The sequence below is a fragment of the Streptococcus iniae genome (assembly GCF_030732225.1).
GTDB lineage: Bacteria > Bacillota > Bacilli > Lactobacillales > Streptococcaceae > Streptococcus > Streptococcus iniae.
Genome location: NZ_CP132230.1, coordinates 1,073,619 through 1,086,387, shown reverse-complemented (window position 1 = coordinate 1,086,387; position 12,769 = coordinate 1,073,619). Strand labels below are relative to the sequence as shown.

The window sequence follows — 12,769 nt, the reverse complement described above, 5'->3', positions numbered from 1 at the left end:
TCTAAAATTGTGACAATTTCAAAAGTTATTTCTAGCATAACTGCGAATGTTGATACCAAAGGTTTTTCAACTCTTTAGTGAAAAAAATAACGAAGTATGAGCATAAAACTTGGTTGCCTATTTTTGCTATGCTATAATAAAAAAGTAAATAATGTGAAAAGAGGAACAATATATGAGTAAAATCGTTGTCGTCGGAACTAACCATGCAGGAACAGCTGCTATTAAAACCATGTTAAATCAATATGGCAAAGAAAATGAGATTGTCTGTTTTGATCAAAATTCAAATATTTCATTCCTAGGCTGTGGTATGGCTTTGTGGATTGGTGAACAAATTGATAGTGCCGAAGGACTTTTCTATTCTGATAAAGAAGAACTTGAGTCACTTGGTGCAACTGTACACATGAAGTCACCAGTTGTTCATATCGACTACGATAAAAAAGAAGTGACTGCACTTGTAAATGGTAAAGAACATATTGAATCATACGACAAACTCTTGTTGGCTACAGGTTCGCAACCAATTATTCCACCAATTAAAGGTGTGGAAATCAAAGAAGGCTCACGCGAATTTGAGGCAACATTAGAAAATCTTCAATTTGTTAAACTTTACCAAAATGCTGAAGATGTTATTAATAAACTTGAAAATCCAGACATCAACCGTGTAGCAGTTGTTGGTGGTGGCTATATTGGTGTAGAACTTGCTGAAAGTTTTAAACGTAAAGGTAAGGAAGTTGTTCTTGTTGATATCGCTGAAACAGTAATGGGTGCTTACTACGATCTTGATTTCACTGAAATGATGAATCAAAATCTAGAGAAAAATGGCATTGAGTTAGCTTTAGGTCAAGCTGTACAAGCTATCGAAGGAGACCAAAAAGTTGAACGAATCGTTACAGATAAAGCAAGCTATGATGTTGACATGGTTATCATGTGTGTTGGCTTCCGTCCAAATACAGCTTTAGGAAATGGCCAACTTGAAACATTTGAAAATGGTGCTTGGATTGTTGATAAAAAACAAGAAACAAGCATGAAAGATGTTTATGCTATTGGAGACTGTGCAACGATTTACGATAACGCACGTGATGGTGTTTCTTACATCGCTTTAGCATCAAATGCAGTCCGTACTGGTATTGTCGCTGCCCACAATTTATGTGGACATGACTTAGAAGGTGTTGGTGTTCAAGGTTCAAACGGAATTAGCATTTTTGGTCTTAAAATGGTTTCAACTGGTTTGACAGAAGAACGTGCAAAAGCAGCTGGTTTTAATGCCGCAGTTGCCTCATTTATGGACAAACAAAAACCTGAGTTCATTAAAGAAGATAACCACGATGTTGCTATTAAAATTGTATACGATAAAGATAGCCGTCTTGTTTTAGGTTGCCAAATGGTATCTTACGAAGACATGTCAATGGGAATCCATATGTTCTCATTAGCCATCATGAAGAAAGTTACCATCGAAGAATTGTCATTAATGGATATTTTCTTCTTGCCACACTTTAACAAACCATACAACTACATTACAATGGCAGCACTTGGTGCAGAATAAGACCTTCTTATCATTTTAATCCCAGTCAAAAAGTGTCTCTATAGAGGCACTTTTTGCTTAAAAATTTTATGATCAAAAAGACAAGCATTCATACAAAAGATTACAGTAAAGCTCTAATAGCTAGATTCTAGTAGCAATTCAAGTTGCAAGAACTTGCCCAAAACACTAAAAAAAGAGACCTCAGTCTCTTTTTTTAGTTCTTAATTTTTAGCAGCAGAAGCAAATTCTTCTTTTTCAAAGGCTTGATCAATAATAGCTTTTAATTGATTTGCTGAAGCTTGCATTTTTTGTAATTCTGCATCATTTAATGGAATGTTTACTGGACGAACGATACCGTAAGCACCAACAATAGCTGGTTGACCAATGTAGCAATCTGTTACGTCTTCGTATTGACCTTCTTGGAAAACAGAAAGAGGAAGAACAGCATTTTCATCGTCAAGAATGGCTTTTGTAATACGAGCAAGGGCTACAGCAATACCATAGAAAGTTGCGCCTTTTTTATTGATGATTGAGTAAGCAGCATCACGAACAGAGATGAATAAGTCAACAAGACCTTGCTCATCGATGTCACGGTTATCTTGTAACCATTGTTCAAGTTTAACACCAGCTACATTAGCGTGTGACCAAACAGCGAATTCTGAATCACCGTGTTCACCCATAATATAAGCATGGACTGAACGAGCATCGATCCCGATTTTTTCAGCAAGTGCTTGACGGAAGCGAGCTGAGTCAAGTGAAGTACCTGAACCGATAACGCGCTCTTTAGGGAATCCAGAGAATTTCCATGTTGAGTAAGTTAGAACGTCAACTGGGTTAGCAGCAACAAGGAAAATACCATTAAATCCTGATGCTACGATTTGTGTAACAACTTCTTTGTTGATACGAAGGTTTTTCTCAACAAGATCAAGACGTGTTTCACCTGGTTTTTGAGGAGCACCAGCAGTTAAAACAACAAGGTCAGCATCATGGCAATCTGAATACTCAGCGGCATAGATTTTTTTAGGTGATGTGAATGCAAGTGCATGGCTTAAATCTTCAGCATCCCCTTGAGTTTTTTCTTTAAAAATATCAATAATACCAAGCTCTTGAGCGATATTTTGAGTTACCAATGCAAAAGCGTAAGATGATCCTACGGCACCATCGCCGACTAAAATAACTTTTTTGTGTTGTTTGGTTACAGTCATGTGTAAAATATCTCCTTAATTTTATTAGAACACTCTGTTCATACATTTCAATTTTATCACTTTGCAAGTGCTTTGTCATCAATTTGAACAAAAAAATGAAAATTGTTTTCAGATAACGCTTCCACAAAGAAAAAATATGTGATTTATGGTATAATACTATAGAGTTTTGACTAGAAAAGGAGCATTCCTTAAATGCAAGATAGAAATTTGATTGATGTTAATTTAACGAGTGAAATGAAAACGAGTTTTATTGACTATGCAATGAGTGTTATTGTCGCCCGTGCTCTTCCAGATGTTAGAGATGGTTTAAAGCCAGTTCACCGTCGTATTCTTTATGGTATGAACGAACTTGGTGTAACACCAGATAAACCTCATAAAAAATCTGCCCGTATCACAGGTGATGTTATGGGTAAATACCATCCTCACGGAGACTCTTCTATTTATGAAGCCATGGTTCGTATGGCACAGTGGTGGTCTTATCGTCACATGCTTGTTGATGGACACGGAAACTTCGGTTCAATGGATGGTGACGGTGCCGCTGCGCAACGTTATACGGAAGCTCGAATGAGTAAAATTGCTCTAGAACTCTTACGTGACATCAATAAAAACACCGTTGATTTCCAAGAAAACTATGACGGTAGTGAACGTGAACCCTTAGTTCTACCCGCTCGTTTCCCTAACTTATTAGTTAATGGTGCTACAGGTATTGCCGTTGGTATGGCAACTAATATTCCACCTCATAACTTAGCTGAGTCAATTGATGCTGTTCGAATGGTGATGGAAAATCCTGAAGTAACAACACGCGACCTCATGGAAGTTATCCCTGGTCCAGACTTTCCAACTGGGGCCATGGTAATGGGCCGTTCTGGAATTCATCGTGCCTATGAAACGGGTCGTGGATCTATTGTGTTACGTTCTCGTACTGAAATTGAAACAACTAAGACGGGCCGCGAACGCATTGTCGTAACAGAATTTCCTTATGGCGTTAACAAAACTAAAGTTCATGAGCATATCGTTCGTTTAGCGCAAGAAAAACGTATCGAAGGCATTACAGCTGTTCGAGATGAATCTAGCCGTGAAGGTGTTCGTTTTGTTATAGAAATTAGACGTGACGCCTCAGCATCAGTTATTTTAAATAACCTTTTCAAATTAACAAGCTTACAAACCAATTTTAGTTTCAATATGCTTGCCATTGAAAATGGTGTCCCTAAAATTCTATCATTGCGTCAAATTATTGATAACTACATTATCCATCAAAAAGAAGTTATCACACGCCGTACACAATTTGATAAAGATAAAGCTGAAGCAAGAGCGCATATTTTAGAAGGATTGCTTATAGCACTTGACCATCTTGATGAAGTCATTGCTATTATTAGAAATAGTCAAACAGATACAATCGCCCAAGCTGAATTGATGCAACGTTTTGAACTTTCAGAACGTCAAAGTCAAGCCATTCTTGATATGCGACTTCGTCGTTTAACAGGATTAGAACGTGATAAAATTCAATCTGAATATGATGATTTATTAGCTTTAATTGCTGATTTAACAGATATTTTAGCAAAACCAGAGCGTATTCAAGCTATCATCATCGAAGAGATGGATGAGATTAAACGTAAGTATGCAAATCCAAGACGTACAGAATTAATGATTGGTGAAGTTTTATCACTCGAAGACGAAGATTTAATTGAAGAAGAAGATGTCCTTATCACCTTATCTAACAAAGGCTACATCAAACGTCTTGCTCAAGATGAATTTCGTGCACAAAAACGTGGTGGTCGTGGAGTTCAAGGAACTGGTGTCAACGATGATGATTTTGTCAAAGAACTGGTGTCAACAAGTACTCACGATACTCTCCTCTTTTTCACTAATTTAGGTCGGGTTTATTGTCTGAAAGCTTATGAAATTCCAGAATATGGTCGTACAGCAAAAGGACTTCCAATTGTTAACTTGCTTAAGTTAGATGATGGTGAAACCATCCAAACCATCATAAATGCCCGTAAAGAAGAGATTGTTGACAAATATTTCTTCTTCACAACACGTCAAGGGATTGTGAAACGTACAGGTGCTTCTGAGTTTAATAATATCCGTCAAAATGGACTTCGTGCTCTAAATCTTAAAGAGGGCGATCAACTGATCAATGTCTTACTGACTGATGGGAGTGAAGATATTATTATCGGAACCAAGTCAGGTTATTCTGTTCGTTTCCAAGAAGACACTATCCGTAACATGGGCCGTTCAGCAACAGGGGTTCGTGGGGTTAAATTGCGTGACGATGATTTAGTAGTAGGTGCTTCAACAATTACTGACCATCAAGAAGTCCTCATCATTACTGAAAATGGTTATGGTAAGCGAACATTGGCTTCTGAATACCCAACTAAAGGCCGTGGTGGTAAAGGGATTAAAACAGCCAACATTACTGCTAAAAATGGAGAATTAGCTGGTCTAACAACCGTTAATGGCGATGAAGACATCATGGTTATCACTAACAAAGGGGTTATCATTAGAACAAGCCTTGCAAATGTTTCTCAAACAGGAAGAGCAACCCTAGGGGTTAAAGTGATGCGTCTTGACAAAGAGTCAAAAATTGTTACTTTTGCCTTAGTTAATCCTGAAATCGATGAAGACGACTCAGCTGTAGCAGAAGAAGTTAAACCAACAGAGGAATCCTAATGGTAAGAAATCGACACAACGAAAAAAAGAAAAGATCACTAGCTAGCACATTAAGATTAGTCTTATCAGTTATTTTACTAGTTGTTGGCTTGGCTTTACTCTTTAATAAACCCATCCGCAACACAATGATTGCTTGGAATTCTAATAAATACCAGGTAACCAAAGTGTCAAAGAAAACAATTGAAAAAAACAAAACCGCTAAAAGCAGTTTTGACTTTGAAGCCGTAGAAGCAGCAAGCACTGATTCTGTTTTAGAAGCCCAAATGGCCTCGCAACAGTTACCAGTTATTGGAGGTATTGCAATTCCAGACCTTGATATTAACTTGCCAATCTTTAAAGGATTAGGTAATACCGAATTATTATTTGGTGCTGGTACAATGAAAGAAGAGCAGGTTATGGGAGGCGAAAACAATTACTCCTTAGCCAGTCACCATATTTTTGGTATGGCCGGTTCCTCAAAAATGCTCTTTTCACCATTGGAACACGCTAAAGTTGGTATGCCTATCTATCTTACTGATAAAGATAAGATTTACCGCTATGATATCACCGTTGTTGAAACGGTTACACCTGATAGAGTTGATGTCATCAACGATACTCTTGGTATGAAAGAAGTTACATTGGTGACTTGTACAGATATTGAAGCGACTGAAAGAATCATTGTCAAAGGCGTTTTAAAAGAAGAGATGGCTTATAAAACAGCACCTAAATCTGTTTTGAAAGCTTTTAATCATTCTTATAACCAAATTGCTATTGAATAAGACAAAACAGGATAATTTCCTGTTTTTCTGTCCTAAGGAGAAAAAATGAAACTAACTGCTGTTCACCATATTGCTATTATTGTTTCTGACTATGAAGTGTCTAAAGACTTCTATGTCAACAAATTAGGCTTTGACATTATCCGAGAAAATCATCGGCCAGAGCGCCATGACTACAAGTTAGACTTAAAATGTGGCGACATTGAACTGGAAATCTTCGGAAATAAAAAGAGTGATCCAAACTACCAAGCACCGCCTAAACGTGTCGGCCAGCCGGAATACAGTAGTGAAGCTTGTGGACTGAGGCATCTGGCCTTTCACGTTGATTCTATCGAAAAATACATTAGTGAGCTGGAAGAAATAGGCATTTACGTGCAACCTATAAGACGAGATGACTATACTGGGAAAAAAATGACTTTCTTCTTTGATCCCGATGGCTTACCTTTGGAATTACACGAATAAAAAAATAGCACTGTTTTTGAGACAGTGCTCAGAACGTAGACAAACCCTCTTATTGATAGAAAAATTGTTAGTTTAAAGGTTGACTACCACATAATTCAAACTCATAGAAATACTGTTATAACAGTGGTTCCATGAGTTTTTTTAATTTCAAGTAAAAGAAAACAGATTGAAGAAAATTGCCCCAAATGGACTTTTTCTTCAATCTGAGCACTGTTTTTGAGACAGTGCTTTTACAGTTTTTGATCGTCATTTAAAATGAATCATGATATAATGTTGAAACAGATTTTGAAAAAGAAGATGTTAGAGAGACATCGAAAAGTTAATTTATAGGATAAGAGGAAAATCATGACTTTAAAAAAGAAATTAGTGACAGCTGGTATCCTATTAGCGTCAACCTTTAGTGTATCAACAGCATTTGCCAGCAGTTCAACTGTTCAAAATGTTATTGATGAGAGCTATGTGCAACCTGATTATGTTCTTGGTTATTCACTTAGCCCTGAACAACAAAGCCAAACGCTTTCCTTACTGCATTATAATGAAGGAAAAGATAAGCAGGTTAAAACCCTAAACACTAGTGCATACGCCAAAATTATGAATGTGGCTGATGACCCAAGCATTCAACTTTACTCTTCTGTTAAAATTGAAAAATTAGGTGCAAAAGAAGTCTTAAAGGTTAACATTGTCACACCTAACAACATCACCAAAGTTACCCAAGACATGTACCGCAATGCAGCCGTTACTTTAGGTATTGAACATGCTAATATTACCATTGCAGCTCCAATAGCTGTTACTGGCGAATCAGCCTTAGCTGGTATCTATTATTCCCTTGAGCAAAAAGGAGCCAATGTTCCAGCCGAAAACAAGGCATTAGCCCAGCAAGAATTAAATGCCCTCTCTGGAATTAATGCAGAAAATGCCGGTAAAGAAGGTTACGATGCAAACAAACTCAATGTCGCACTTACAGATATCAAAAAACAAGTTGCTGAAGGTGGCTCAAACTTAAGTAAGACAGAAGTTGAAGACATTGTTAAGAAAACCCTTGAGAATTACGGCTTAGACAAAGTTATCTCAGGTGATCAAATAAATGTCATTGTTAATTTTGCCATTAACTTGTCAAACAGCGGTGTGATTTCAAACGGTCATTTCCAAGAAACCTTAAAGAATCTAAAAGATAGTATCGTTGCTAAATCAGGTGCAAGTTTCAAAGACATTAACCTCAATTTTGACACAGCAAAAGCAGTCGAAACAGGCAAAGGCATCTGGCAACAAATCGTCGACTTCTTTAGAAGTTTGATTGGGTAATATGACTTAAAAGGATAAGGAAACTTATCCTTTTGGTGTATACTCATTATATAATATATAGATATATGATATCTTAACTTTATAGTTTATATAACTACTTAAATTAAGGTAGTGTAAAATATCTTGTGTAAACACAAAAAAGGAATAAATCCTGTATAGTAGAGTTACGACACTTCACTAGAAAGAGATTTATTCCCATGACTCAGTTTACCACAGAATTACTTAACTTCCTAGCGCAAAAACAAGATATTGATGAATTCTTTCGATCCTCTTTAGAAATAGCTATGAATGATCTCTTGCAGGTTGAACTATCAGCTTTCCTTGGATATGAGCCATATAAAAAAGAAGGTTACAATACAGGTAATAGCCGTAATGGGACCTTCTCTCGACAGTTTGAAACGAAGTATGGCTTAGTCAATTTAATCATTCCAAGAGATCGAAACGGCGAGTTTTCACCAGTTTTATTACCATCTTATGCTAGACGAGATGACCACTTGGAAGAGATGGTGATTAAACTCTATCAAACTGGCGTTACGACACGCGAAATCAGTGACATTATTGAGCGCATGTATGGTCACCACTACAGTCCAGCAACGGTGTCAAATATCACAAAAGTGACTCAAGAAAGTGTCACTGCCTTTCATGAGCGTTCCTTTCAAACTAACTACTCAGTCTTGTATCTAGACGGAACTTACTTACCCTTGCGACGAGGTACGGTCAGTAAAGAATGTATTCACATTGCACTTGGTATCACGCCTGAAGGGTATAAATCAGTTCTTGGCTATGAGATTGCCCCTAATGAAAATAATGTCTCTTGGTCAGATCTTCTTAAGAGGCTACAAAATCAAGGACTTAAGCAAGTTTCTCTAGTTGTTACAGACGGGCTTAACGGTGTGGATCAAATCATCCAACAAGCCTATCCAATGGCTAAACAGCAACGGTGTCTGGTTCACATTGGTCGCAATATCTCCAGTAAGGTCAAACGAGTAGATAGGGCACCTATTCTAAATCAGTTCAAGCAGATTTATCGTGCCACAAATTTACAGGAGGCTATTAAATTATTGGAACAATTTGTTTCTGAGTGGAAACCTCGTTACAAAAAGGTTATGACATCACTTGAAACAACTGAAAATCTCCTAACTTTCTATCAATTTCCACATCACATTTGGTCTAGTATTTACTCTACAAACTTGATTGAATCACTCAATAAAGAAATCAAGCGACAAAGCAAGAAGAGGGTGGTTTTTCCAAATGAAGAAGCCTTAGAACGATGCCTTGTAAGTATTTTCGAAGACTATAACATTAAGTTCGGAGCTCGTATTCATAAAGGATTCGGAGTATGTTTTGACACACTTGATAGCTTATTTGACTAATATTCAAAAACTCTACTCTTGTGTTTACACAAAATTATTGACAGTATCATATTCAAAATAATAAATAACTTTTTTAATATATATTTTTGTGGAGGCAATATACTAATTGCAGTACTGGAATCGCTGCTATATTAAAGTTAATTGCCCAAATTCAAGGAATGAATCTCACATGTGTTATTTACATGAGTATTTAGAAAAATTATACAAGTTCCCTTTGAAATACCACAAATGCTAAAATTGAGGAACAATCTAAAGAACTCATGAACAGGCTTCACCAACTCAAAGGCACCACACCAGAAGCACAAGCAGAACTGGATGTGTTTTTATAGCTTGCTTTTAGTAGCCTTTTGTATTAAACTTGTTCTTAATTTAAAAGGAGGATTCCTATGGCTATCAAAAAAATTGGTATTATTTCTCTCTCACTTGGTATACTGGGTGAAACATTTGTTAAACATGAATTGGAACTTGGGCTTAGTCGTTTAGAAGATATGGGGATTGAGGTTGTTTTTCTGCCTAATGCCTTAAAGGGCGTTGATGACTTGGACATTCATCCTGAAAAACGTGCTCAGGATTTGTTAGATGCTTATAAAGATAATAGTATCGACATGATTCTGTGTGCCATAGGTGGTGATGATACCTACCGTCTTTTACCCTATTTATTTGATGACAATCAATTAAAAAAAGTTGTCACTGACAAACCGTTTTTAGGTTTTTCAGATACGACCATTAATCATTTGATGCTCAATAAGCTTGGCATTAAAAGTTTCTATGGACAAGCTTTTTTACCAGATATTTGTGAGTTATCACCCAACATGCTTCCCTATACAGAAAAGTATTTCAAAGAATTAATAGAAACGGGTCATATTTCTAAAATTGAGCCTAGCCAGGTCTGGTATTCAGAGCGCACTGATTTTTCAGAAAAAGCTTTAGGAACCACGACAGAATCTTTTCAAAATCAAGGATTTCAGCTTCTTACAGGCTCATCTCAATTTGAAGGGGAAATTCTTGGTGGATGCTTAGAGTCCCTCTATGATTTATTTGATAATTCAAGGTATGCTGATACCGTATCGCTTTGCCAAAAATACCAATTGTTCCCTTCCCTCGAAGAATGGAGAGGAAAAATCCTCTTATTAGAAACCAGTGAAGAGAAGCCTGACAGACACTTATTTGAAAAAATGATTGGTGTACTTAAGGATTTTGGTATATTTGATGTCATTTCAGGTCTATTAATTGGAAAACCTCAGGATGAGGCACATGATCAAGAATACAAGGAAATCTTATTAGCACAACTCGGTCATATGAACCTTCCCATTGTTACAAATATTAATATTGGACATGCTACACCTCGATGTATCATACCATTTGGCGTAGCAACAAAAGTCGATGTAGATAAACAAGTGATAACTTTCGATTGGTCATAATAAAACAAAAAGCTCATCATTTTGTACTGACCCCCAGAAGTTGGACAATTAATTATTGCAAGGATTTGGTTCTGTATTGAACAGGACTAAGTCCTTTTAGTTTTGCTTTGATTCGTTTGTTGTTGTAGTAAAAAATGTAATCTGTGATAGCTTGTTCAAGCTCATCAAGGGTTTTGTAAGACTTCTCAAGTCCATAGAACATCTCCGATTTGAGAATGCCAAAGAAGGATTCCATCATCCCATTATCTGGACTATTTCCCTTTCGAGACATAGAGGGACGAATCCCTTTGGTTTCCAAAAACTGATGGTAAGACTGGTGCTGGTACTGCCACCCTTGGTCGCTGTGGAGAATAGTTCCACTGTATGAATCCGCTGGAAAAGCCTTCTCAAGCATCGTTTGAACCTGTTTCAAGTCAGGCGAGCGAGATAAGGTAAAGTCAATAATCTCACAGTTATAGCCATCAAAAACTGGCGATAGATAAAGCTTCCCTTCAGGTAAGGCAAACTCTGTCACATCGGTATAACACTTCTCATAGGGTTTAGAACCTTCGAATTGACGTTTAATCAGATTATCAGCCTTCTTACCAACCTCACCTTTGTAAGAAGAGTACTTGCGCTTACGACGAATGCGAGCCGCTAAGCCCATAACTGTCATCAAGCGTTGCACCTTTTTGTGATTGATTAGGAATCCTCGATTTCTGAGTTCTAAATAAATCCGACGATAGCCATAGTTTCCTTTATGTTCATCATAAATCTCTCGAATCAAATTCTTTAGTTCTATATCCTTATCTCCTTGAGCTAGTCGCTTCACTTGATAGTAATAGGTGGAGCGCGGTAAATCAAGGATTTCAAGTAGCGTCTCTAGGGAAAACCGATTCGTTAATGCTTGAATGATTTCTGTTGCTCTTTGAGCTTTGCTTCGTCCCTCAAGCGGTATTCTCTCAGCTTTTTTAGCACAGCATTCTCCGCTCTTAAGTATTCTAATTCTTTCTGAAGACGTTCCAATTCAGTCATCTCTTCTAGCTTTTTCTTAGGCTTTCGTCCCATCTTAGCAGGTCTCCCTCTTGGTTTTTCAAGAATAGTATAACCGTTTTTCTTGTATTGCGCTATCCAATTTGGGAGCATCCCTCGATTTGGCAAGGTATAATCAAGAGAAACTGAGAGTTGAGAGCAACCATGAATCAAGACTTTATCTATCATTTCCTGCTTTAATTCGAGTGAATAATACCTATTTTTACCTTTTTCAACGATTTCTAAGCCATACCGATCCATGAGTTTTATCATGTATGTGAGATTGGCAATGGTTACCTTGTATGTCTGGCTAAGATTGGTCCACGACACGCCGCTCTTTTTCAGCTCATATATTTCTAGTTTATCTTCATAACTTAATTTCATAAGAAAAACACCCCAACTGTTAGATTTTGTGTCTAACTTTTGGGGTGCAGTTCATTTAGTGGGCTTTTTTGCTTTATATTCCTGTCATTAAGTGATAATCTAATCCTAAGAAGACATTGTTCAAAGGAGATTATGATGACAACACTCTATGATTTTAGCGTTAAAGATCAAAAGGGAGAAGTGGTTCCCTTAAGGCGTTATCAGGGAAAAGTTCTGCTCATTGTCAACACAGCTACTGGCTGTGGCTTGACGCCTCAATATCAAGGGCTTCAGGAACTCTATGACCAGTATTCTGCCAAAGGCTTTGTCATTCTCGATTTTCCCTGTAACCAGTTTGCTGGACAAGCCCCAGGCACTGCCCAAGAGATTAACAGTTTTTGTGAGCTCAATTACCAGACCACATTTCCACGCTTTGCAAAGCTTAAGGTCAATGGTAAAGAAGCAGACCCAATGTACACTTGGCTAAAATCACAAAAGAAAGGCCTATTAGGCAAAGCCATTGAATGGAACTTCGTAAAATTTCTCATTGATCAAAATGGTCAAGTCATCAAACGCTACTCATCCAAAACAGAACCAGAAAAAATCAAAGCAAAGTTAGAAGAATTATTAACCTAAAGAGGCAAAAGAAAAACTACATTTTTTCGAATAATATAGTAAGCCCTTGAAA

The 12,769-nt window shown here is 37.2% G+C and carries 10 protein-coding genes; 8 read left to right on the top strand and 2 right to left on the bottom strand.

The genetic code is table 11. The features are described 5' to 3' along the window. The first annotated feature begins 172 nt into the window (after positions 1 to 172). The gene (gene nox, locus Q9317_RS05395; RefSeq protein ID WP_305981614.1) at positions 173 to 1,540 is read left to right on the top strand and encodes a H2O-forming NADH oxidase; all 1,368 of its coding nucleotides are present in this window, start codon (positions 173 to 175) and stop codon (positions 1,538 to 1,540) included. A 200-nt stretch (positions 1,541 to 1,740) separates the two neighbouring features. Here nox and Q9317_RS05390 read toward each other — a convergent pair whose 3' ends face one another. Next, positions 1,741 to 2,724, bottom strand: a complete 984-nt coding sequence (locus tag Q9317_RS05390; protein ID WP_003099652.1) for an L-lactate dehydrogenase — start codon at positions 2,722 to 2,724, stop codon at positions 1,741 to 1,743. A 192-nt stretch (positions 2,725 to 2,916) separates the two neighbouring features. On the opposite strand from Q9317_RS05390, the gene gyrA reads away from it, so the two are divergent. The 6 genes from gyrA to Q9317_RS05360 all read left to right on the top strand — a co-directional run bounded on the left by gyrA (position 2,917) and on the right by Q9317_RS05360 (position 10,707). Beyond that, entirely contained in the window at positions 2,917 to 5,394 is a 2,478-nt protein-coding gene (gene gyrA, locus Q9317_RS05385; RefSeq protein ID WP_003099651.1) for a DNA gyrase subunit A, read from the top strand. Continuing rightward, the gene (locus Q9317_RS05380) at positions 5,394 to 6,152 is read left to right on the top strand and encodes a class A sortase (RefSeq protein ID WP_003099650.1); all 759 of its coding nucleotides are present in this window, start codon (positions 5,394 to 5,396) and stop codon (positions 6,150 to 6,152) included. The genes gyrA and Q9317_RS05380 overlap by 1 nt, the downstream gene beginning before the upstream one ends. Before the next feature lie 45 nt (positions 6,153 to 6,197). Continuing rightward, positions 6,198 to 6,611 carry an SMU1112c/YaeR family gloxylase I-like metalloprotein gene (gloA2, locus tag Q9317_RS05375; protein WP_003099649.1) on the top strand — a complete coding sequence of 138 codons (414 nt, stop codon included), beginning with the start codon at positions 6,198 to 6,200 and terminating at the stop codon, positions 6,609 to 6,611. A gap of 345 nt (positions 6,612 to 6,956) precedes the next feature. Next, positions 6,957 to 7,913 carry a DUF1002 domain-containing protein gene (locus tag Q9317_RS05370; protein ID WP_003099648.1) on the top strand — a complete coding sequence of 319 codons (957 nt, stop codon included), beginning with the start codon at positions 6,957 to 6,959 and terminating at the stop codon, positions 7,911 to 7,913. A 197-nt stretch (positions 7,914 to 8,110) separates the two neighbouring features. Further along, positions 8,111 to 9,286, top strand: a complete 1,176-nt coding sequence (locus tag Q9317_RS05365) for an IS256 family transposase (protein WP_305981613.1) — start codon at positions 8,111 to 8,113, stop codon at positions 9,284 to 9,286. Positions 9,287 to 9,672: 386 nt separating this feature from the next. Beyond that, on the top strand, positions 9,673 to 10,707 hold the full coding sequence (locus tag Q9317_RS05360) for a S66 family peptidase (protein WP_003099643.1): 1,035 nt from the start codon (positions 9,673 to 9,675) through the stop codon (positions 10,705 to 10,707). 52 nt (positions 10,708 to 10,759) lie between these two features. On the opposite strand, the gene Q9317_RS05355 is transcribed toward Q9317_RS05360, so the two are convergent. Beyond that, positions 10,760 to 12,102 (bottom strand): IS3 family transposase gene (locus Q9317_RS05355; RefSeq protein WP_370297210.1). Its coding sequence is split into 2 segments (ribosomal slippage): positions 10,760 to 11,652 and positions 11,652 to 12,102, totalling 1,344 coding nucleotides; the frame shifts between segments, so codons are not numbered across the junction. Between the two features lie 135 nt (positions 12,103 to 12,237). On the opposite strand from Q9317_RS05355, the gene Q9317_RS05350 reads away from it, so the two are divergent. Next, positions 12,238 to 12,717, top strand: coding sequence for a glutathione peroxidase (locus Q9317_RS05350; RefSeq protein ID WP_003099641.1), 480 nt, complete (start codon positions 12,238 to 12,240; stop codon positions 12,715 to 12,717). The last annotated feature ends 52 nt before the right edge of the window (positions 12,718 to 12,769 follow it).